At 34.7% G+C, this 23367-nt stretch carries 25 protein-coding genes; 12 read left to right on the top strand and 13 right to left on the bottom strand.

Annotation, left to right across the window (positions count from 1 at the left end):
* Positions 1-211 precede the first annotated feature (211 nt).
* Entirely contained in the window at positions 212-1852 is a 1641-nt protein-coding gene (locus tag HEQ28_RS04070) for a S41 family peptidase (protein WP_434503901.1), read from the top strand.
* A gap of 325 nt (positions 1853-2177) precedes the next feature.
* On the opposite strand, the gene HEQ28_RS04065 is transcribed toward HEQ28_RS04070, so the two are convergent.
* The 5 genes from HEQ28_RS04065 to HEQ28_RS04045 form a co-directional block, all read right to left on the bottom strand.
* On the bottom strand, positions 2178-2831 hold the full coding sequence (locus HEQ28_RS04065) for a hypothetical protein (RefSeq protein WP_434503900.1): 654 nt from the start codon (positions 2829-2831) through the stop codon (positions 2178-2180).
* A gap of 205 nt (positions 2832-3036) precedes the next feature.
* Entirely contained in the window at positions 3037-3846 is an 810-nt protein-coding gene (locus HEQ28_RS04060) for a hypothetical protein (RefSeq protein ID WP_434503899.1), read from the bottom strand.
* Positions 3847-4051: 205 nt separating this feature from the next.
* Positions 4052-4636, bottom strand: coding sequence for a hypothetical protein (locus HEQ28_RS04055; protein WP_434503898.1), 585 nt, complete (start codon positions 4634-4636; stop codon positions 4052-4054).
* A 158-nt stretch (positions 4637-4794) separates the two neighbouring features.
* On the bottom strand, positions 4795-5259 hold the full coding sequence (locus HEQ28_RS04050) for a LysE family transporter (protein WP_434503897.1): 465 nt from the start codon (positions 5257-5259) through the stop codon (positions 4795-4797).
* A gap of 134 nt (positions 5260-5393) precedes the next feature.
* The gene (locus HEQ28_RS04045) at positions 5394-5684 is read right to left on the bottom strand and encodes a GNAT family N-acetyltransferase (protein ID WP_434503896.1); all 291 of its coding nucleotides are present in this window, start codon (positions 5682-5684) and stop codon (positions 5394-5396) included.
* A 302-nt stretch (positions 5685-5986) separates the two neighbouring features.
* On the opposite strand from HEQ28_RS04045, the gene ygiD reads away from it, so the two are divergent.
* From ygiD to HEQ28_RS04025, 4 genes are all read left to right on the top strand, one after another.
* The gene (gene ygiD / locus HEQ28_RS04040) at positions 5987-6763 is read left to right on the top strand and encodes a 4,5-DOPA-extradiol-dioxygenase (protein WP_434503895.1); all 777 of its coding nucleotides are present in this window, start codon (positions 5987-5989) and stop codon (positions 6761-6763) included.
* 63 nt (positions 6764-6826) lie between these two features.
* Entirely contained in the window at positions 6827-7348 is a 522-nt protein-coding gene (locus tag HEQ28_RS04035; protein ID WP_434503894.1) for a GNAT family N-acetyltransferase, read from the top strand.
* 67 nt (positions 7349-7415) lie between these two features.
* A complete protein-coding gene (locus HEQ28_RS04030; protein ID WP_434503893.1) occupies positions 7416-7949 on the top strand; it encodes a flavodoxin family protein in 534 nt (177 codons plus the stop codon).
* A 28-nt stretch (positions 7950-7977) separates the two neighbouring features.
* Positions 7978-9246 carry an AbiH family protein gene (locus HEQ28_RS04025; RefSeq protein WP_434503892.1) on the top strand — a complete coding sequence of 423 codons (1269 nt, stop codon included), beginning with the start codon at positions 7978-7980 and terminating at the stop codon, positions 9244-9246.
* A gap of 603 nt (positions 9247-9849) precedes the next feature.
* Here HEQ28_RS04025 and HEQ28_RS04020 read toward each other — a convergent pair.
* Together HEQ28_RS04020 and HEQ28_RS04015 are read right to left on the bottom strand one after the other, a co-directional pair.
* Complete coding sequence (locus HEQ28_RS04020) at positions 9850-10728, bottom strand: IS3 family transposase (RefSeq protein WP_434504422.1); 879 nt, start codon at positions 10726-10728, stop codon at positions 9850-9852.
* Positions 10701-11117: a hypothetical protein gene (locus HEQ28_RS04015; RefSeq protein ID WP_434503891.1), complete on the bottom strand. Its 417-nt coding sequence runs from the start codon at positions 11115-11117 to the stop codon at positions 10701-10703. The genes HEQ28_RS04020 and HEQ28_RS04015 overlap by 28 nt, the downstream gene beginning before the upstream one ends.
* 663 nt (positions 11118-11780) lie before the next feature.
* Here HEQ28_RS04015 and HEQ28_RS04010 point away from each other — a divergent pair.
* Positions 11781-13043 (top strand): HIRAN domain-containing protein, encoded by a 1263-nt coding sequence (locus HEQ28_RS04010; RefSeq protein ID WP_434503890.1) that lies wholly within the window; start codon positions 11781-11783, stop codon positions 13041-13043.
* Positions 13044-13144: 101 nt separating this feature from the next.
* Here the strand turns inward: HEQ28_RS04010 and HEQ28_RS04005 are convergent, their stop codons facing one another.
* The 4 genes from HEQ28_RS04005 to HEQ28_RS03990 form a co-directional block, all read right to left on the bottom strand.
* Complete coding sequence (locus HEQ28_RS04005; RefSeq protein ID WP_434503889.1) at positions 13145-14551, bottom strand: hypothetical protein; 1407 nt, start codon at positions 14549-14551, stop codon at positions 13145-13147.
* A gap of 9 nt (positions 14552-14560) precedes the next feature.
* Complete coding sequence (locus tag HEQ28_RS04000; protein WP_434503888.1) at positions 14561-15454, bottom strand: hypothetical protein; 894 nt, start codon at positions 15452-15454, stop codon at positions 14561-14563.
* Between the two features lie 252 nt (positions 15455-15706).
* On the bottom strand, positions 15707-16027 hold the full coding sequence (locus HEQ28_RS03995) for a hypothetical protein (protein ID WP_434503887.1): 321 nt from the start codon (positions 16025-16027) through the stop codon (positions 15707-15709).
* A gap of 118 nt (positions 16028-16145) precedes the next feature.
* Complete coding sequence (locus HEQ28_RS03990; protein ID WP_434503886.1) at positions 16146-16586, bottom strand: hypothetical protein; 441 nt, start codon at positions 16584-16586, stop codon at positions 16146-16148.
* 348 nt (positions 16587-16934) lie between these two features.
* Between HEQ28_RS03990 and HEQ28_RS03985 the strand changes: the two genes are divergently transcribed.
* The 6 genes from HEQ28_RS03985 (at position 16935) to HEQ28_RS03960 (ending at position 22034) form a co-directional block, all read left to right on the top strand.
* A complete protein-coding gene (locus tag HEQ28_RS03985; protein WP_434503885.1) occupies positions 16935-17267 on the top strand; it encodes a nucleotide pyrophosphohydrolase in 333 nt (110 codons plus the stop codon).
* Positions 17268-17468: 201 nt separating this feature from the next.
* Complete coding sequence (locus HEQ28_RS03980) at positions 17469-18644, top strand: Fic family protein (RefSeq protein WP_434503884.1); 1176 nt, start codon at positions 17469-17471, stop codon at positions 18642-18644.
* Between the two features lie 141 nt (positions 18645-18785).
* The gene (locus tag HEQ28_RS03975; RefSeq protein ID WP_434503883.1) at positions 18786-19619 is read left to right on the top strand and encodes a hypothetical protein; all 834 of its coding nucleotides are present in this window, start codon (positions 18786-18788) and stop codon (positions 19617-19619) included.
* A gap of 162 nt (positions 19620-19781) precedes the next feature.
* A complete protein-coding gene (locus tag HEQ28_RS03970) occupies positions 19782-20354 on the top strand; it encodes a type IV toxin-antitoxin system AbiEi family antitoxin domain-containing protein (protein WP_434503882.1) in 573 nt (190 codons plus the stop codon).
* Positions 20351-21226, top strand: a complete 876-nt coding sequence (locus HEQ28_RS03965) for a nucleotidyl transferase AbiEii/AbiGii toxin family protein (RefSeq protein WP_434503881.1) — start codon at positions 20351-20353, stop codon at positions 21224-21226. Before HEQ28_RS03970 ends, HEQ28_RS03965 begins: the two co-directional genes overlap by 4 nt.
* Positions 21216-22034: a metallophosphoesterase gene (locus HEQ28_RS03960; RefSeq protein WP_434503880.1), complete on the top strand. Its 819-nt coding sequence runs from the start codon at positions 21216-21218 to the stop codon at positions 22032-22034. Before HEQ28_RS03965 ends, HEQ28_RS03960 begins: the two co-directional genes overlap by 11 nt.
* 105 nt (positions 22035-22139) lie before the next feature.
* On the opposite strand, the gene HEQ28_RS03955 is transcribed toward HEQ28_RS03960, so the two are convergent.
* Positions 22140-22928, bottom strand: coding sequence for an MBL fold metallo-hydrolase (locus HEQ28_RS03955; RefSeq protein WP_434503879.1), 789 nt, complete (start codon positions 22926-22928; stop codon positions 22140-22142).
* Positions 22929-22942: 14 nt separating this feature from the next.
* On the bottom strand, positions 22943-23170 hold the full coding sequence (locus HEQ28_RS03950) for a hypothetical protein (protein WP_434504421.1): 228 nt from the start codon (positions 23168-23170) through the stop codon (positions 22943-22945).
* Between the last annotated feature and the right edge of the window lie 197 nt (positions 23171-23367).

Raw genomic sequence — 23367 nt, 5'->3', positions numbered from 1 at the left:
CATAACTTTTATGTCATTATATATAATTCCTAAGTTTTATTATGGAATTAATAATATTATGTTTAATTTTGCAATCATATTTCGATGATTAGCTGTACTTAGCATCAGTATTAACTCTTCCGCACAGCGTAATTTTACCGATTTGGAAACACATTATTATTGGAGTACTTCTGAAATAAATTTAAGGAGTGCGCTATAAACGTTTATATTTATGACACTAAAAAAATCATTAGCATTACTAATTTTGTTGGGAGCTGGAATCAGTTCTTCTGAAGCACAAACCAAGCTTTCAGTATTAAAATCAAACAAAAGTCAATTAGAAATTATTGCAGACGGTGTTAGCAATCATGGCAATTGGACTATAACTCCTTCAGCACGTCCTGATGTGTTTTCTACTCATGCTAAGCATGTTATGTTTAGAAGTGATGTGGATTCTATAGCATTTGATGTGAAAAAAAATGGCATTTATGATTTTGTAGTACTGGACTCGAAAAAAGACTCTGCTTTCACACAGGTTAGATGGGAATCTCTTAATCCTTTCGAACAGCCATCTGAAAGCTTGTTAAAGTTATCTCCATCTGGCAAACTAAGTAAAGAACAGGCCCAATTTGATATTGATGCTTTGGTGTATACGCTGAATGAAGTTCATCCCGATATGTTTTCTGTATGTGGTATGGATGCTTTTATGAGCATGGCAAACAAAATAAAGATAGAGTTGCCAGATAGCGTTAATAGAATAGGACTATACAGATATTTGGCACCCTTAGTGTCATTTATTGGTGATGGTCATACACGAATGTTATTTCCTAACAATGATTTGTTTACTAAAGAAAGCTTACGTTTCCCTCTTCAGTTAGACATTAATACTAACGACTCAACTTTTACTACTAAGTTAGATATGTTTGGCATTCCTAAAAATGCAAGAATTCTAACTATAAATGGGGTAGATAATAAGACCATGATAGAAAAGATGATGCCTTATGCTTCTGGTGAACGCTATTTCTTCAAACTTATGGTTACTAACTATCAATTTCCAGCGCTTTTTGAACTTTTTTATAATGCTCCTGATTACAACATTAAATATCTTTTGGGTGGTAAGATTTATACAAAGAAACTAAAGGCTGCTACTTACGATAAGATACATGCAGAAATCAATCGAAATAAAGATGCTCAAGATAATAAAAGCCGTGTTGCAAATTATTCCTATAGTATTATTCAAGGAAACAATGCTGCTGTGATGGATTTTAGAAATTTAGAGGGTAGAGCAGCTATGGCTAACTTTGCAGATTCAATGATAGCTGACTTAAATGCCAAGCACATTGGTAATTTAATTATTGACATCCGTAATAACGGGGGAGGAGATTCCAGTGTTGGAGATATGTTGTTTCAGTATATATCAAAAGTTCCATTCTATCAATTTGATAAGTCATTCGCTCGTATATCTCCAGTTACACAAAGTTTATTATCACCAGAACAATACATGAAGGTTGGTCTTTATTACAACAACGAAGTAGCAAAAATCTATCCTTTTAGTGATAAGTCTAGACATTATCAAGGTAAAGTCTGGCTTCTTATCAGTCATCACACGTTCTCTTCTGCCTCTTCATTCTCATGGGCATTTCAGCATTGTAACATGGGAAAAGTTATAGGTGAGGAATCTGGTGGCATGAGCGTCAGCTTTGGTGATATATTGATTTATCAATTACCTGTTTCTGGCTTAAAGAGCTTTATCTCATATAAACGTTTTTGGCTTCCAGGCAGTGATGAAAAAGATATTCATGGTACAATCCCTGATTTTAAAGTGCCAGCAGATAAAGCATTGGATTATACATTGGAATTAATTAATAAATAATATAACTGGCTTTTGTAGTTCTCCAGTAGAATTGGCAAAATATAATTAGACAGCAATGGCGTATTTATGTAAATAGATACTTCATTGCTGTCTTGTTAAAATGGATAAAGAATTAGTTGAAAGAGTATTATCTAATTTCTATTATCATTAAATTCACCTGCCGGATGAAGCTTAAAGTTACCTTCCTTTATTATCCGGATATTTTCTTGGAGTACGTCGTATGAGGTGTACCCAATTCAATAAGATTTAATTATCGAAATCGCAACTACTAGTTAATTAGCAACACTCTTTTTTCCTGCAAAGACTAGACTTATTCATTGTCCTTTTAAATTGAAATAGAGGTAAACAGTGTTACTTGATTAACAGAGGACTCTTGAATGTTCCAACATACAGTTGTATCTTTCGGAAACGATTCTAAATAGTTGTTCACAGGTAGTATATCAAGGAATGTGGCTTCATTATTGTGTTTGTATGTGAATAACAATAGATATCTGCGATTATTATGTAGCTTAATTTTTTTAAGCTCATTGATAGCTTCATCAACGTTCTCATTATAAGGATATGATGCTGTTGATATCATGTTTCTGCCTTTAATCAAATCAAAGATTTCATATTCATCAAACGCAATGTTCCTATTAGTATCTTCGTTAGTGTGAATGAAGCACAATAATGACTTAATTTCCTCGTATGAGTCTGCGCCATTAAAGAATGAGAGTACAGAATAGTAATCAATATTATCGCCAATTTCCAAAGACGGATTTGTCTTGATTATTATATTTCGTTTTGCTAAAGAGTTTTTCGAAAGCACATTTGGTATATTTGCAACTCCTTCAGTAGAAGATACGAGTACAATATTCATTGATTGCCACTCCTTATCTTCTTGACTGTAAATTCCTTCAGTCTTAAGTCTTTCAATGATTTCATTGCTCTCGTCGTCTGTAGCTATTAAACGAGCTGATTCTAATATTATATCTTCCATTTTGGTGCTATTATATTAAGTAATGTTGGTACTTAAATTATAAGCCATTCGTAGAGTCAGTTAGTCTTAACTGAAATTTTTCAAAGTGCCTTAATCAAATACTTTAGTTTTTGATAATTATATATTTTGCAAAGTTACATTTCAAAGAATATTGAATTATGGTCAATAAAATGAAGTTATACCAGTTGAGGGTATAACTCTAATTTTATTTATTAATATATCGATATTTTTCTGCAAATTCAGAACGGAGGAAGGCTCGGTAATGATCCATAACTCCATCATAGAATTTCATGTAACTTATGCGAGCACTAGGATGAAAAGAATTTAAAATCAAAATTTCTTTTTCTGCAAAAATACGAATGCTATTATGCCCTGGTTCATTAAGTTTAATAAGATTTTCCATTCCATACATCTCTTGTACAAATTGATATATCATATTGTTAGTACATACAATTATGTTTGGTCTAAGTATTTTAATTTCCTGATATAGCAGTTCCTTGTAGTCTTCATCATATAAATAATGGTGTAAGGTTGAATTTGATATAGATGTTTTTCCTCCTTGCTTCTTGCACTCTACAAATGCAAATGGACTGGTTAGGAAATATTTCTTCACATCTTCTTTGTTGAGGGATTGAAATGTAATTTCATGTTCTTTGTCAGCATGGCTTAGCCCATAAAAGACATTTGCAATGTTGTGAATAAACTTTGGTTTAATCTCACGATTAAGCTTCTTATTCTTCTCGTCATCTGGTCTGTCGGTGAGCTGATCTTTTAGCCATAACCTTGAATCGTCGCAATATATAGAAGGTTGGTCTTTTACTAAAAACATGATGCGCATGTCTGCTTTTTGCCAGCATTCTTCAACATCGATAGAAGAATCTGGCTTTTCCATCAGTCCATCATAGGTGAAGATGATATTCTGCCCCTCTGTATCATCTCGCATTTCATGTTTCTTTTCACTTATTTGAATCCATTTTTCAAATAATGGATTTAGTTGATCATTAAATTTACCCATAAATCTTAATAATTATATTATTTATTTTATATGTCTGTTCTTTGATATTCTTTCAAAGCTTATAAGTTTATTTTCTCCAATATTATCAGAGTTGTTACTATAGCTAATAATTCGATAAAGTTTTCTTTTTGTAGAAAGTTCATTATCTGTTTCTATAGGCAAGAGTTTGTACCCTATCCAAAAATGGCTATCATCTGTCTGACTTTTATAACCCAAATCTCCATAGTCGTTTATCTAGCTCTCTTTTCCCATTTGTTTTTAGACTCTTTCCTTTTTCGTCATAGGCTGTTAGATTGATTCTTGTTTTTTTTGTCAGTTCTAAATTATCGGTAGTTTGCTCTATATCGTTCATCCATACTATTTTTGGACCATCACCGCAAATGCATCCCGTGTAGCCAAACATATCTTCGCCTAGATAACTAGGTGTTGTGATAATTTTTTCATCATCATCGATCTGGTATTTGCGAATCAAGAAACTAGCTCTATATGAGTTTTTTCTTTCGAATGTTACGTCAATACCAGAACGGTGAGGGTGCAATGATCCTACTGTGAAAGAATCAAGGTCTTTTCCGCGATGATACATTCCCCAATCATGAATATTACTTTCGTTGTCGTTTTCGGAATGGAAATAGAATTCCACTTCTGCGATTCTAATTTTCATTTTCTTATTAATCAAGAAATGACCGCCATAGATAGCTGTTTTAGCTATTTCTATGAAGCATTCTATTAATTGATCTTCAGACTTGTGTCTGCCATCAAACTCGTTTAATAATGTGCTTAATGTTTTCATATATTATTAATGTTTATAATATTTATATAGCAATGGCTGCATGTGCCTCTGTGGTCAGTCAATGCGTGATGATTATTTTCTAAGTTGTAACCACATTGTACTGTAGTTATTTCGAATTTGTGAAAAGTCTTTTTCATTGGTATTCTTTCTATGTTTTTTTAGTTTAATACTATATAAATAGCGCATAATGCAAGGGCAAGTGACATGACTATATCCGATTGCTTGCGATATTTACTAAAGAAGTGATTCAAATACGTGCCTATATACACATAAACAAGATTGGCTCCAGGACCGGCAATAAGTAACATAGCTGATACATCTAGCAGGTCAAAGAGTTTGTTAGAGTAGGGAAGTACAAAAGAACTGAAGCACGTAAGGTCAAACAATAGTATCTTTGCATTCGTCATTTGTACAATGAAACCACTCCAGAATGTACAATCTCTATTATCTTTCTTCATCTGTCCACTTGTATGATATATCTTCCAGCTCAACCACATGATGTAGGCTGCGCCGAGATACTTTACATATCCAATATATGAACCAAGTACAGTACCTAATAAATGAGTGAGTAAAGCTAGAATAAATATAGCTGTAGAAAATCCAACAAGCAGTCCCAACCACATGTTAAGTACTCTTCGTTTCCATGTCTGATAGACATTGAAAGTGCATATATGTTAGCTGGACCAGGTGTATATCCCACTACAAGGATTGCCATCAGTAATGTCGGTAGTAAGCTTATTGGCATATTCCTAATAATTTACTCACCCTTAGTTAGTATAGATTTGTATTGTTTCTTGTGATGCTTATACCATAGTTGTGCGTATGAGCAAACAGGCTTTATTTTTAGTTTATGATGTACTGCATAATCCGTTGCAGACTGAACTAGAATGCCGTCAATACCTTTTTTTTCAAATCCTTTAATAACTTTAGTATGCTCTATTGAAAGCAAACTATCTGTTATGTTAAAGTTAATCTGTCCTACTTGTACTTCTCCCTCGTAGGCTTGAACTTCCCCTCTATCGTTATTTCGAATTATCTTTGTTTTCATGTTTTGTCTTTTAGTTTCGGCGAAGTTACCAAAAAATAAAATGATGGCAAAGTAAATGATAATTTATTTATATTATTGTTTATTTCAATGCATCTAAGATATAGTATTCTGTATATTTTTTCATGTTGCTATCAAAAAACTAGTGGCAATCATTTGCAATATAAAATATTTCAGTAACTTTGTCCTCACTAGTCATAGCGAATTTGATTTGTAATCTATTATTGTTTAAGACAATTAAGTTACGACTTTTTCGCTGATTATCAACTTTTAAGTACTTATAATTCATTGAAATAAAGTTATTTATGAAAACAATGCCAGCAGTATTTTTAGGTCATGGCAGTCCGATGATTGCTATTGATGACAATAATATCACTCATAAACTGAAAGAAATAGGGATGCAGATAATTCGTGATTATGGTCAACCTAAAGCTATATTGGTTATTTCTGCTCATTGGTATAAGAATCGTACGCTTATTCAGAAGACAGATAATCCTAAACAGATATTCGATATGTACGGATTTCCTGAGGCACTCTATGAAGTGAAATATCAGCCGAAGGGATGTGCCGAATTAAGTGATGCAATCCTAGCGATGAAGGACTTAGGCGCAGAGGTAGATAATACTTGGGGTATTGATCATGGTACGTGGTCTCCTTTTGTACACATGTTCCCCGAAGCACAAATTCCAATTGTTCAACTATCTGTAAATGGAGTGCTCACGCCAGAGCAATGCTATGAAATTGGCAAGCAACTTGCTCCACTTCGCAAGCAGGGTTATCTTATAATCGGTAGTGGTAATGTGGTGCACAATCTCCGTCTTGTCAACTGGGATAGTAATCATGGTAGTCCTGAAGCTATAGCATTCAATGATTACATTACTGAAGCAGTAGAACATCGTGATGACGAGAAGGTTATAAATTTTACTCTTCACAAGAATTCTCGTTATTCAGTACCTACATCTGATCATTTCCTGCCATTGTTATATGTTCTTGGTGCAAGCGATGGCAAGAAGATAACGACGTTTAATAATCATTGTGAACTAGACTCTATGGCAATGACAAGTTATCTTATTGAGGAATAATCTCAATAGATATTTTTGGTAGGTGTATGTTTGAAACTATATCGGTATTGATTGTATTAAAAAATGAAACTAGATCAAGCAAAAATAAATGATTTTGAGTCAGTCATCAAATTTTATGATGATGTGACTCTGCGTACTTCAAAAATGGCTACTTATGCTCGTTGGAAGAAAGGTCAACACCCTACAGAAGAAGGTATTAAAGCTTATATTGAAGAAGGAAGTATGTATCTGTACAAAAAGAATGATGCTATCGTTGGCGCTATGGCATTAACAATGTATCAAGGTGCGGATTATAACGCAATTGAGTGGTCTGAGCAAGTAAAAGATAATGAGACAGCAGTGATACATATCCTTGCTGTTAGTCCTGATTATCAAGGTGCTGGTTTGGGTACGGAAATGATTCGCAAGGCTATTAGTATCTCCATAGACTCAGGTATGAAATCTGTTCGTTTGGATGCTCTTGCATCTAATACCCCTGCTCATAAAATTTACGAGCGTATTGGTTTTGAGTATCGTGGTAAACAACATCTATATGCAGAAAATACAGGTTGGACTGACTTTTTTTTCTTTGAACTAACAAAGTAAATAAGTAGCAGAAGTAAGAAAAAAATGAGAAGTTATTGTCTCAAATGAATAATGATAAAAACAGATTATGAATATATTAGTATTATCCGGAAGTCCACGAAAAGGTGGCAATACAGACTTAATGGTTAACGCCTTTGTCAAAGGTACATCAGAACATCATCACGTGGAAGTTGTATCCGTGCATGACAATAAGGTTGCTCCTTGCATTAGCTGTAATGCTTGTTTCAAAAGTGAGAACAATACCTGTGTACAGAAGGATGATATGATTGGTATCTACGGGAAAATGAAACAAGCAGATATGCTTGTTATTGCTTCTCCAGTATATTTCTATGGGCTTAGTGCCCAACTAAAAGCTGTAATCGACCGTTGCCATAATCCTATTCGTGATACTTTTAACATCAAGAAGATGGCACTTCTTCTCGTAGGTGCAGCAACCCTTGATGGTTTATTTGATAGTATTATCAGTCAGTATAAGCTTTGTCTGAATTTCTTTCATCTTGAAGATGCTGGTCACGTTTTAGTAAGAGGAGCTAAAGACAAGGGAGATATCCAGAATACTAATTCCTTGAACGAGGCTTATGAACTAGGACAATCATTGTAAATAATGCTCAAATAAAATTATATAAAGGATGAATAGACTAATACTCATAGGCAACGGATTTGACTTGGCTCATGGACTCAAAACCAGCTACAAGGATTTTATCGAGTGGTATTGGAATAAGGTATTTTATGAGCTTAGTTTATGCTCTGGAAAAGTGTGGTCAGATCAGTTCTGTACATTTACTTTGAAGAGAAATGATCAATCTTGGTCTAATTATATGTTTTATCATATAAGTATAATTAGTCCACCTAACGGTTTAGAAGTTATTGGCCAGATTTTAAATGATAAAGAAAATTTTGAGGTCAAGTTCTCAAGACTATTTGATAAAATCATTAAAAGTATTGAGACTAAAGGGTGGGTAGATATTGAAAATGATTATTACTCACTTTTATACACGCCATCGCTATTGCAAAAACAAATATATCCAAAGGAGCTGAATAAACAACTTGATTATATCAAGAGGCTATTGTCAGATTATTTGTTATATATTCAACAAAAAGCATTGGCTAAGTCTATTATAAACAAAGAGTTGAAGGAAAAAATATTTGCACCAATAAAACCATGTGAATTAGTTGTTGGTGCAAAAGAGTCTTTGAGCTTATTTGTTAATAATAGGCTTAATGATCCTGATTTTAGTATTAAAGATTTATATGAACGATGGGATAAGGAATGGAATTTTACAATAAATTCAGAACAATCTAAGCAGATAAAACAATTTAAGGAAAGCTTGAATTATATTGGAATAGATGAGTTTGCGGATGAAGAAATTCCAGACAACTTTCTTTTTCCTTACAATATGAAGCTTCTTAACTTTAACTATACAGAGATTGCTGATCAATATATTAAGGATTCTGTTTTTGAAGTAAATCATATTCATGGTGATTTAAATAATGTCGAAGGAATGATTTTTGGTTACGGTGATGAACTGGATGAGAATTATAAGAAAATTCAGAATATTAACGACAACGAGTATTTAAAGAATTCAAAATCGGTTAGATATTTGGAGGCAGATAATTATCGTAATATGTTAAACTTTATTGAGTCTGGACCATACCAAATATATATAATGGGACATTCCTGTGGCAATTCTGATCGGACTCTCCTGAATACATTGTTTGAACATGAGAATTGTATATCAATCAAACCTTTCTATTACAAAACGGATGATAAGTCTGATACGTATCTTGAAATAGTTCAGAACATCAGTCGCAATTTCACAAATATGAAATTGATGAGAGACAGAGTCGTAAACAAAAAGTACTGTGAAGCTTTGCCACAAGTTACCATAAAGCAATGAATAAAGAACATTATACGGACGAATTAAGAATACAAACAGTACATCCATAACAGTTTTATATTAACTAATGTGTAGAATATCAATATTTCTAGATGTATTTAGTTACAAAAAAGCATCCGCATGTTCTATCTATATCAACAAAAAAATATTTTTTTGTGAGTTTTTAGGGCCATTTCCTACATGTTTTTGTCAAACGCATTGTAATACAATACGTTAGCTAATGTATAAGAGTCCGTTCTTATACATTTTAGGGAGTGATTAGGGCCTAATCACTCTGCTATCCTACATGCTTTACCGAGTGATTAGGGCCTTATTACTCAAAAGCACTCCGAAAAATGACTATGACTGGAATAGGTATACACATTTGTAGTTATACATTCTGAAACACTATACATATTTTTTAAACCCTTACTGATATACTTTACGAATACTGAAATCCTTTACAGAAACAATTGATATATTGAAATCTTATTACAAATCAGTTTAATATGTACATTTCTCTTACAAAGTTAAATAAAATTCCTCTATACACAAATACATTCCCATGAAAAACACCACGGTGGTTTGCCTTGCGGCTGGAGGCGTGAAGCCTCCAAAGAGCAACTACCTAAATTGCATTCTCATCTCTGCTGGAGTCTTCATACAGTTACTCATGTGTGGCCTTTTGTTATTATAGAAATTAATAATGGAGCTTATAATTTTCCTTGCATCCTCTAAGTTTTTAGGTCTGTCCATACGATACAGCCATTCCTGTTTGATAATCCCATTCACTCGTTCGGCAATGGCATTGTCAGTAGGTTTGTAATCCTCTGTCATGCTGATCGTGGCAGAAATGGAATTAAGTCGTTCCACATAAGCATTGCAACAATATTGTGAACCTCGGTCTGAATGATGTATAAGTTTGCTTAAGTCTGAATTACCAGCTTGCTTTATAGCCTGCTCCAAAGCTGCTATAGTATTGGTAGCCATAAGCGTGTCGGACAATGTCCAGCCGATTATCTCGTGTGTAAAGGCATCAGTGATAAGATGTAGATAACACACACCGTCTTTTGTTTCTATATAAGTAATATCAGCAACCCATAACTCATTGGGAGCAGTCGGTATAAAGTTCTTGATCATATTCTTGTACTTGTGATAATGGTGATTTGAATTTGTCGTATGCCGTTTACGCTGGGGCTTGAGCATAAGATGGTGAAAATGCAACAAAGCGTAGAATTTATCCCGCCCAACCATCTTTTCTGCATATAACTCCTTAAGCATGATAAAGAGTTTGTATGCTCCTATGCCTGGAGCTTCATTGCGTACTTCTCTGACTATACTGATAGTTGTAGTCTCTGTCAATTTTCGTTTTTCCAGCATCTCCTTGCTTACTGAATAATAGCCTACACGTGTTTTACCAAACAGCCCACTCAGACATTCTATTGATAGATTAGAATGTCTGGTGCGAAGGCTATTTACTGTTTGGCGCCAGCTTTTTTTAATAAGTCGATTCCGTAATCTTCCTTGCCTATTTTTAATAACTCATTAAGAGCTTCATTGCGAAGTTCGGAATACTCAAGAGCTTTACGAAGGCAAGATATCTCATACTCAAGTTGCTCTTCTTTTGTCTTAACCAAAGCTGCTTTGGCTTCATCTTTTTTCTTACGCATACTCATTACCTTTTGTATTGTTGTTGTTGACAAAGATAATGATTTATTGGTTAAGGGAAACTCTTTTTCCCACAAATGTAAAGAATGGGCTGCCAATATCCCATATTTGCGAGCAGTAAAACCATATGACAAATCATGCTCATACATGTCTTTTAATACTTGAAGCTTGAAGTCACGACTGTAACTTCGATGTTCCTTTTTTTTCTTTTGATTTTCCATCATTTAATTGTTAAAACGATGTATACCTTTTCTGTATTAAGTCAAAAGGTGATTTTATTCTCGCTGCACTTTATGCATTTTGACCATAATTGGTATCTGTATATACATTTGTAGTTATGCATACTGAAACACTATACATTTTTTTAAGTCGTTACTGGTGATCAGTATAGTTTCAGAAATCTCTTACTGAATAGCTTGACGCATTAAAATATTTTACAAATTAGCTTGGTGTTCATATTTTATTTACAAATATAAAAGAGATTTCTATATTATCAATTCTGATGAAAGAACCCATAGTGATTTGCGTTACTGATGAAAACCTGACCTAAACGGTCTAAGATTAAAAAGCGATTTTCGTATTGCGAATCAATCAAAATCCATCGTTTTATGCAAAAATACGTGCTTTTAATGTAGGAACCATGTAGGAAAGATGTAGGAAAATACACTGTTATACATGGGTTAATATATTGATTAATAATTGTTTAAGTCAAAAATGTAGGTAATGTAGGTAATTTTTCTTTTTTTCTGGAAACTTTGTATATTTAGGAAGAAATATACCTTCCAAATTTACGATGAATCTTTTGAAAATATTTTCGATATTCCTTTGCTTTTCTCGAATACTTTGTGTAGTTTTGTAAACTATTACTAAATTTAATATTTTCCATTATGAATTTTTTCAAGAATTTTTTCAAATCAAACGATGATTCTATAGAATTAGAACATGAAGACGTTGCTAAATGTAGTAACAGGTATAACATACAGACATTAAAACTTGTTGGATTTCAGAATCTTGATGATGATGACAAGGATTTTGTTATTGATGAGCTTGAAAAAGGAAGTCACTTGTATATAAGATATAACTTCTTGAATAATACGATGGAATTCTATAGTCAGACCCGTTTAGTAGGATTGGCTCCTGATGCAGCATTACCATCAATTAAACGATACAAAGATGATTCTGTATTGGCTGCTGTAATTGTTAAGGCAATAGGGCATACAGGTAGTAATCATGGATGTCTTACTGTTGATATGTATATTGAAAGTAATGATGGCTTTGAAGAGTTACCAGCTTATCCACTGTCGGCACGCAAATTATCAGTTGTTGAAACTGATTATTGGACAGGAGAACAAGATTTGACAGAAGAATGGGCTCTCTCACTAAATACAGACGAGCTTACATATCGTTTTAAAAATTTATATCCATCCAAAAATGACTATGAGCAATTAAGTTCTACAGTTGATATTTGGTTCAGTATAATTCAGAAATCATATTTTGATGGAAATTGTAGAACAAAAGAACAATTAGAAGAACAAATTAAACGTTTAGATGAGTCTTTCGCAAAAGAGGTGCTGAGAAAACGTGTAGAGTCTTATATGGATTGCAGAGGATTTGAATTCGAAAAATCAGATGAGCCAAAACAAGCACAAGCTATTGCCACAGAATATCAACCGTATTTCACTATAAAATGTGTGAATCCTGATGGTGAATGGGTAACCAGGACAATTAATCATCACAATATGAACATGTTTGTTGTCGGACTTAAATATAGAGAAAATTATGAAGATTTGCTTCATGACATTCGAAAAGGTACTAAACTCATTATTAAACATGATTCAACAAACGATTATGACGATAGTGCTTTAGGTTTTTATCTTGAAGATGATAGAATAATTGGTTATGTTCCTAAAAAGTATAAGCCTTTTGTAGAATTATTTCTAATGAATAGCTCATTAACCTCAGAAGTGACGTTTGTTGAAGATACAGATGTTGATGTAGAAATACCATTGAATAAAAATAATATTGATGCATCTATTCTTGAAAAATATAATATGATAATAAACAAGGTAACTAAAGAAAAATATAAAAATGGCGTGTATCAAGAAATCAGTTCGATTTGTACCCTTGATGAACTGAGTAATAATCTATGATTAATGGAAATTTAACATGGTAATAGTCTACCTAATCGTATTGCCTTTGTGCTTGATATTATACATAATTATAGCGTGAGTTCAACGAATTTAAAACAATGTTATTTGTTATCAATTCGATTTAATTCCCTCATAAAAGAAGGGCGACGACGATATAACTCTCTAAATTCTGCTAGAAGAATTTTAATGGCTTCCTCGCTACCTTTCAGTTCTTGTAGGCGTTCCATATAGGATCTTACCCTTTGATATTGATTACGTTCTTTGGCTAATGTAGCTTCCTTTCGTAAAGCATCCATGTAATAGGGGATGAGTCTTGTTTGGTATTCAACCGCCAGCTGAGTAGCATAATGGGAATACAGCTCTAGTCGATAGTCATTATTCACAGTACACAGATATTCAAACAAAGCTTCATCACCATATTCTTCTTTTATAATTTCGGCTTTATCGTTTCTTCCAAGGACGGAATAATAGAAGGTAGTTTCTTTCATAAATGCATCCAGATAACCTTTCCACTCATCCTTAGGAATGCGCTCTTTTAGAGTCTTATAGGTTTCAATGTCACCATTGGAGAGTATGAACAATCTTCGATAGGTATCTGTAACCTCTTTATCTCTATCTTGCGACAAATAAATCTCAATCTCTTTCTTAAGCCATATCCTTGCATAACAGCTTTCTCCAAATTTAATTGCTTTTTCCAAAACTTCTATTGCATGGTTATAATCATGTTTTTCTATCAGAAGCCCAACAAAATAGTCGCACACTTCCTTTTCTAACACATTATTTTCCAAAAAGCGAATGGCATCCTCGTCTTTGTTCATAGCGAATAAAATCGTTGCTTTTTGAATGATTAGATCTGATAGTGATACGCCGTATTCATGTTTTTCGATGAGCTCCTCAATATTTGTAAGCGCATCCTCTCCTGATAGCGTCATGGTTTCCATTCGCTTGGCAAATGCTTTTAGGTTGACAAAGCGGTAATCATCAAAAATAGTTGTATCTTTGGCTATACTAGATAGTTCTATACTCACACCTTCTTTGAAATCGGCATCTGCTTTTGGGCTTCTCATCACTTTCTCAATAATTTCTATTGCTTGTTCGCAAGCAAAACTAAACTTAGTTCCTTCGTTATTATAAGAGAAAGAATCCTCGGTAAAGGTATTGCAAAAGCAGGATAACCATTGCAATGGATAGGCTACAGCACAATTTAGTTTTCCCATCGAAAAGGCTTGCAATGCCTTCTCGAATAAGTGATCACAATCCTCCATGACAGTGTGCCAATCGGTATCTTCATAGCTGTCATATCTGCTACCGCTAGAATGTATCTGACAAAAAGAGAAGGCAACTTCCTCTCGTACATCCTCTTCGCAAACGTCTTTTATCTTCCTCTCAATGAAATTCTTGAAGTTTTTTTCAAAAGGTTTATCTTGCTGGGCATATTCCATTAGCATATCGCTTAACTCGCTATAACTCAGCTTGTCGATAAGTTTTTTCAGTTCGTTATTCTTCATCTAGACAAACTATTTATCCTGAGGTTCAACGAATGTAAATATTTTATCGAGTATTTCTCTCTTTCTTGTTTTGCTTCCAAAATCAAAACCGCGATCTTCTTCGGTTTTATTAATATCGCAAAGACCGATATAATGAAATACCCTATCAAATGTTCTAAATTCATAGCACGCTGATGGAAATAAATCAGGAAATGCATTAAAGTAAGCCTCGGCATAGAAATTTTTATGTCGCCAAATGTCACCGTAGCGATGAAGAAGCCAAAGAGAATAGAGCCTCCCGACATTACCAATTTCCATATCTTGATATAAATCGAAGTATCCTGTATTGAAGTCAAAAAGGAGAAAAACCATTAAGGCGTTCAAAAGAGCATTGTAGTCCTTTAGTATCTTACCTCCTTTGGTTGTAAGCGACATCTTTCCATCGCGTACTTTGATAAATCCACACTCTTTCAATGCGATGCGTAGCACTTGTACCACTTCAACTCTGGACTCTAATTTTTGCTTATAATAATCTGAATTCCAATCAGACAATCCCATCTCATATAGTGTTGTTACCAATTTAGGAGGAATGTAACCTTGTGGCGTGAGCTTGAGTTCTTTTTCAGATAAAAATCTCAGCAGGTGGAGTGCTTGTTTGAGGAATGGGATTTCTTCTATTTCGCTATTGGAAAGTTTGCGCAATTGCACAGGACATTCCTTTCCCAACGGATTGTTGATCATCTGATACATCTGTTCAGATGTAAATCCATTGAAATCAGCTATAGATGTTCTGTTTTGAACGGTAATAACGTCGCCTAAGAAGCTATTCAGACTTTCCATATTGGGCGTTTTCCCCATCTTTTCTTGTTCGTTAATGTAAGCTTGGATCTGCTCTGTTATTTTGTTCATGAGTTTTTTATCCATAGTTTAATTTATTAAAACGTTATTGTTTATTCGTTCGTAATTTATTGCCATTTCAGTAACCATGTATTCGCATGTCCCCATGTCAATAGTAATTATCATGGGCAAATATATGAAAATATCTTGATATTACAAACCTCATAGAACAAAAAGTGTTTTCTACCTAATTATATCGTCTTTGTGTTTAATATTATACATAATTATATTAATACCAAGCGATTTACTTTGTTGTGAACGCACTCAGATTCATACCCATTATCTTCTTGAATACACGGTTAAAGTTGTTTGGAGTGTTATATCCACTTCATACGCAATCTCTGCCATCGTCTTGTTACCATCAGCAAAAAGTTCTATAGCGCGCGTTATGCGCTGGTAGTTGACATAAGAGGTATATCTAATGCCAGAGCTTGATAATATACGACTTAGGTTGCGTACCGAAAAGCTGAATTTGTTGGCAAGGGTACCTATCGACAAATCCTCATACAGATGAGTGTTTATATAGTCGAGCACTGGTTGTAACCGTTCATCACTAGGTACTATGAGAGCTCGAAGTGGGAGAGAGCAGCTGCTATTCATCTTGTTGAAAAGATGATGATAGAATATCAAAAGTTATAATATGCAGGCTCCCGACAATTCAATGATGAAATGCCGGGGGCTTGACTTTATATGTAGTGGTTTGTAAGGTGGAGCGCTCTTATCGAGTTGAAGCAAGTGCTATCGCCTCGAATATGATACCTGCAGCAGTAACAACTGGGTTATATACATATCCTTCATAAACATAGTATTCGTGATGATCGCTATAGATTCGACGTGCTCCACGTGGCATTTCGCTGATACGATAGCCGATGAATGGATGTGCATGATGTGCAAACCTTACAGGTGGCGGCTCATGGCGCACCATTCTGTGACCTCTGTCATGTCTACCATAATTGTTGATGATAACCACGTCATGTCCTCTGTGACCTCTGTCAATGTTATAAACTCTGTCACCACCGTTATGACGATCATTGTCATTGTCCATAATTACAACATTGTCATTGTTATGACGCCAATTTTTCTGATGCTTTGAAGAAGCGTTTGTTGTTATAGTACTTGCTGCAATTGCGATTGCAAGTGTTGCCATCATCTTTTTCATAACTTATTCCTTTCTTTAATGCTCTTTCGAGCGGTTAGTATTTCTTGTTGTTGATGCAAAGGTATGGCAAAAATCAAGGATTTCAAAAGGATAAATCCTAAAGTGAGAGTATGTATTCCCTATTAGTTTGAGGGAAATCCATACGTTCCCATAGTTCCTTAAATCTTCTTATTGCAGTGGAGTTCCGAAGCGTTGAAGAAATCCTGCTAGTTACTTCCTTCCGTAACATTTTAATTCTATAGTCTCCAGCTTTTCCGTAAAATAGAACTTTTAAATTTGCATTTTCTATCTATTTGTATTATCTTTGTGCTTAATATTATACATAATTATATTAACACGGAGCCTAATATGACAAATGATATACAGGAAATAATTGAAACTCTTGCCAAATTCAATGACGATCGTGATTGGGAACAATTTCATAATGCTAAGGACTTGGCTCTAGCTCTTTCTATTGAAGCAGCTGAACTGAATGAGGCATATCTTTGGAAGAATGTTGAAGATGTAAAGATTGAAAAGGTAAAGGAAGAACTTGCTGATGTATTTAATTATGCTTTCATGATTGCCGATAAATACAATCTTGATGTGAAGGATATTTGCCTCAAAAAGATTGTACGTAATGCAGAGAAATACCCTGTAGAAAAGGCAAAAGGCAGTTCTAAGAAATACAATGAACTATAAAAAGAGATGGAGTTTAACTCAAAAATCATATATAGCGCACCGCAATCCCAGTTCTTTAAGGATGTGTTGCTAAACAAGGTGGTTGGACAAATGGTTGAATATTTCTTTTTATAACGTTCGTAACTACACTGTTTTTAGCCAATTCATTTTGCTTTCTCAGAAGTTTTTATTAACTTTGTAATATAAATATAAACGCTGTTTATGGATCAGAAGAAGCAAAATATCCTCGATTTTGATGAATACATTCGTCAAGGCGAACCAAGCAAGAAGGAAAAAGCCAGCATTTGGCAGACTGCTATCGGACTGCAGGCTGTGGATGGTTTGAAGACTTCTGATTATTTAAAAGAGACTGCTCGTAAGCATATCGAGGGTGAGATTGACATTGATGAAGTTAGACTGTTGGTCAAAACTTATTATCAATCGAAGACTCTGAGAGAGCCAGATGATGATGGCAAGCAAGAGGCTGATAAGGTTTCTGCCAATATTACCAAGATATTGTCTTCGCAAACTGTTGATTTTAGTACAGGTGGCTATATAGCTATACATCGTCGGGTATTTGAAGGTGTATTCAAACATGCTGGTAAGCTTCGTGATTATGATATAACCAAGCGTGAATGGATTCTTGATGGAGATACCGTGAACTATCTGAATTGGGAGGATTTACATAGAGCCATTGATTATGATATAGAGCACGAGAGAACTTTTAGTTATCGTGGTATTTCTTCTGATGATATGGTAGTACACATTTCCCATTTCGTGTCGGGATTGTGGCAGATTCATGCTTTTGCAGAAGGTAACACTCGAACTACAGCAGTGTTTACTATTTTGTATCTGCGGTCTATTGGCTTTGCGGTGAATAATGATCTCTTTGCTCGTCATTCATGGTACTTCAGAAATGCATTGGTGCGTGCTAATTACAAGAATGCTCTTTTGGGTATTGATTATACGCCTATATACCTTGATCGATTCTTCCGTAATTTATTGTTGGCTGAGCAATGGGATCTTCGAAATCGTTATCTCCATATACATGCTACTGATGAATGGAAGGTGCAGCTTAACTTTGCTGACCCAGCAATTGAAACTCAAGTAGAGGACAAGTGCAGGACAAGTGCAGGACAAGTACAGGATAAGTTACATACAGACAACGCTAATATCAAGCGACTGATCGTTGCGATTGGTAATAAGGAGTTGTCTGTTAAAAAAATGATGGATGCTTTGGAACTAAAGGGAAGAGACAACTTCCTTAATCTTTATCTGAAGCCAGCTATAAATGAAGGATATATTCGTTTGCTGTATCCCGATTCTCCTCGTCATCCTCGTCAAAGGTATTTATTGACTGCAAAAGGGATGGTACTATATAATGCTCATAATGATTAGTATTTAATCTTATCCAAAGCAGTAGTTTTGTTGCATTTAAGACCTAAAGAACGATGAAAAAGTAACCATTGGAAAACAAAGAATAAGAACCATAAAAAACGCAGTAAGAAATACTAACTAAATATAATTTAATCATAACAAATGAAGAAAATACTTTTTATATTCATATTGCTGTTCTTCATAGTTATAAAAGGGCATGCAACTGGTCAAGTAGCAGAACTTTTATCTTTTGATAATAAAAGTTGGTCAATGTTCTATTGTCCGCTTGATATGGTCGAGCAGGCTGAAGAGTGGCACAAGAGTAATGATTTCGAAAAGAATTGCTGGAATACTGGATGCTGGAGAGGCTATGTCGGTCATTGGAGTATTATAAACAATAAATTGATTTTGACTAAGGTCGTAAGGGAAAAGTATACGACTGATTCTCTGAACCGAAGTAGGTGTGTATATGTGGAATTGCCGCACGTATTTAAATGCTATTCTAAATATGCAATGCCTCAAGGGATCTTTGCTTCATGGGTTAATGATACGATCCGCATTGGTAGAGGCAGACTTATTAGATATAATCATATGGCTTTTGATCGTAATCAGGAGGAAGAAGCATTACTTATCATAAAGAAGGGAATAGTGACGAAAGTGATATATTTTCATAACAGAATTGTACAGGGGAATAGTATGCAGGATTTCGGGAAAGCCATCGTTCATGATAGCATTAGTTGGAATGGAATTTCTGATAATGTCCACAGATTCTTATTTAGGATGAAAGTTAATCATGACATGAATGGGCATGTTGATTCTTTTGACTTAAAGTTCTATAAGCTCACACCCGAACAAGAAATTATCATGAAGCCTAGAATACTTGAATTAGTTAGTAGGCACAGGAACGACATCCTTGTAATGCAGATTCTAGGTAAGTATGTAACAGAAACTTATACGTTCCCAATTGTAAGGCCAAAGAAAGATTGGGTTGAGTAATGTTATTACTTTAATAAATTGCCTTTATTCGCTTTATGGGAGTAAAGGCAAGTTTTTATTTCCTAATTCTGACTTTGCACGGAAAATAGCATAAAAATATATAATTTCAGTACAAAAAAACTACACTAATCAATATTTGTAGTATATTTGTACCGATTTAATATGAATAGTATGGGTAAATCAATAAAATTCAGCAGGTCAGCAGTTATGAAATCTAAGGGTAGGACCGCTTATTATAAAATGCTTCAGGACGTAAAACAGGGTGAGTTGATTCAGGTTCGCCGTGGCGTTTATGCAAGTATGGAGCAGATGAGTGGTACGATGATTGACATAAATGCTGTAGTTCCAGAAGGAATACTTTGTCTGTGGTCGGCTTGGAATATTTATAAGTTGACTACATCAATGCCTCAAGCTTTTCATGTTGCTATTAAGCGAGGACGAAAAGTAACTCTTCCTGATTATCCATCTATTGACCTACACCATTATACAGAAAAACTCTTGAATATTGGTGTAGAGGTTAAGAAAATAGAAGGATTTAAGGTGAAACTTTATAATGTAGAGCGTTCTGTTTGTGATGCTGTTAAGTTCAGAAACAAAATAGGTATGGATGTTTGCTCGGAAATCATCACAAATTATTTGAACCGTAAAGATCGAAATCTTACAAAATTGATGGATTATGCAAGTAAACTCCGTGTAGCATCTATTCTTGCGACTTATCTGGAGGTAAAGCTATGAATAAGGGTGTACCTAACTATGGAAAATCGGTAAGAAGTAAATTACTTAATGTTGCTAAAAAAGAAGGTGTGTTCTTTCAGACTGTTCTTACAAGATATTTTCAGGAACGTCTCCTTTTTAGAATATCCCAGACATCCTATCGTGATAACTTCTACTTGAAAGGTGGAGCTCTCATGTATGCTTATGATAAATTTGCAGCACGTCCAACATTGGATATCGACTTTCTTGGGGTGAATGTAAGCAATGACGAGGCAAATATAATAAGGGTATTTAAAGAAATATGTTCTGTTCCATTCGAGGAAGATGGCGTTATCTATGAAGTAGAACAAATTTCTGCACGACAAATTACTGAATTTAAAGATTATCATGGTGTTAGAATAAGCGTTCCTGTAAAAATGGATTCTATTACCCAAGTATTAACCATGGATATTGGCTTTGGTGATATTGTAACTCCATGTCCTGTAGATTTGGAGTATCCGCTTATGTTGGATCACCTGCCAAGTCCGAGCATTCTTGCTTATTCAGTAGAGACTGTTATCGCAGAGAAGATGCATGCTGCAGTTGATCTAGCTGATCAGAATAGCAGAATGAAAGACTATTATGATCTCTATAAAATATTGCATTCAGAGTCATATGATGTTGTGGTTTTACAAGATGCTGTAATACATACTTTTGAAAACCGACATACGCCCTATGTTGAGGACACTGCTTTCTTCCGAGAAGATTTCAACAAGAATCCTCAAATGGAAGTGCGATGGAAGGCATTTCTTAAGAAAATAGGGAAAGACAATGACGTAACATTCAAAGATGTAGTAGAATATATACAAGAAAAGCTTAGACCATTTTGGATTGAATTAGGTAATGCAAAGTAATAGTGACATATTCATGCTTGAATTCCCAGAAGCAAAATCTGTAGTTGTTTCTGGCGATATACATGGAGACTACAATCTCCTTGTTTACAAGATGTGCGTACAGTACCAAATGACTGATACCATTCTTATTGTAGCTGGCGACTGTGGTTTTGGCTTTGAGCAGAAAAACTATTATGATGAAATTGCAAAGAAAAACAGTAAGCGAATGAACCAAGCTAATAACGTGATAGTATTCGTTAGAGGTAATCATGATAATCCTGCTTATTTTGATGGTAAGGTTTATAAGCATAAACGCTTCGTCGCTGTGCCAGACTATTCTTTGATTAAAGCATGTAGACATACCATTCTTTGTGTTGGTGGTGCCGTTTCTGTTGATAGAACGCCTCGTATCAAAGAGTGGGAGAAAAAGATAAAGAAAGCATATCATTACACTCATAACACTCCAATTGATACACCGTTCGCTCAGAATTATTATTGGCATAACGAAGCACCTGTATACGATGAAGAGATGCTGGATAAAATCAATGAAGTATATGCTATAGATACTGTCATTACGCATACCGCACCATCATTCTGTGAACTCCGTTCTAAAACAGGATTGAATTCATGGGAAAAAGAAGATGAAACATTAATTGCAGATGTGGAGCTGGAGAGGGCAGTGATGGATTTGATCTACGACAAACTACGTATTCTGAATAATCCATTATCTCATTGGTTCTATGGTCATTTTCATCAAAGTTGGCATTCTGTAATTAATGATATCCAGTTTTGCATGCTTGATATTATGGAGTTTAGGGAGTTGCGTTAACGTGATTTTAATTTATCTATAAGGGCGAATGCAACTTGATTATGCATGAACCTGCAACTTGTTTGCTCGGCATGTATGTTGTATTCATTTCCTAGGTGTCATTGATTATTCTTTCTCTATGTTAATTGACTGACCTTCCTTCTCGATGCTCCAAAAAGGTATGTTATATTCGTCGGTAAACTCTTTCATGCGCCATGCACTCTTAAAACCACTAACAACAAAATGCATCGGGATGAACAATCCAACCTTGAAATGCTCGATGAATTGTCTGGCTCCACGAGTATATCCGTTACCAATACGACCGTCTACAGGGAACATCACTACATCGAAAGAGTCTGCTATCTTTTTGATGTCTTTCAACTCTCCGAGAAATTGTTTCTCATCCTTTATTGGATCAATAACGCCAAGCTCTTCATTATGAATAATACCTCCATCATAGTCATCAGTCAGAAAACGGGCATACCAATTATTTAGATCACCAGCATGGAAAATGCGCTTACTATTAACTTGACTTTCGGTCTCTTTTACTTCAACTATCCATGAAACTCCACTATCATTACTGCCTGTGGCATAGACGTTTACAATATTGTCATTCCATACTGAACCTTTTGCCATCCATACGTCAGCATCTTCTTTGTCGGCTCTTCTGCGTTTCAGAATATCCTTTGAAAGAATATAGGTGAAAGAAAGAGTAGGGTAATCGGTTCTCCATTTCAGAATATCCCTTGTGAAGTGGTCTTCATGGAAATGGCTAGCGAATACATAAACAGGCTTGTTAGTAGTGGATAGAGTTTTAGAAATGGCTCCTGTAGGATCCATCCAATAATCAAAGATGAGTACGCAACTTTCTGTCTCAATAGCAAAACCACTATGAAATATATATGTCAGTTTCATTCCTACTATAAATTTTAAATCATTTCACAGATACTGTCTTCTCTAATAATCTTCGGCGCAGCCTTACCAGCTAACACCAGCACTTTCTTGCCATTGCGGTAGATATGCAGTTGGCGTGAGCGAACAACTGCGGTTAGCTCATCACCATCTTGCATAGCTATCCAAATATGATGGTAAACGCCATCTTCGTCAAACAGTTTCTTTTGCAAGTGCGAGCACATGTTGGTTGTATCTATTGAAATCATATATTTTAAGGGCTTAATACAATATATAAACTTTTAGCTATCATTTGATGTTTAACGCTATAGATCTATATTAAAAAGACAATAGTAGATTAAACTCAATTTTGCGTTTCTATTACTTGTTTAAAAGTAGAACAGCACTAGTCCTTCCTCAAAGGAAACAAAAGTACAAAAATAAAATGATATGTATGTGATGC

Origin of the sequence: Prevotella sp., from assembly GCF_051059605.1 — a bacterium.
GTDB lineage: Bacteria > Bacteroidota > Bacteroidia > Bacteroidales > Bacteroidaceae > Prevotella.
Note: the sequence above shows the minus strand (reverse complement) of the source record. Positions and strands in the feature narration are given on the sequence as shown.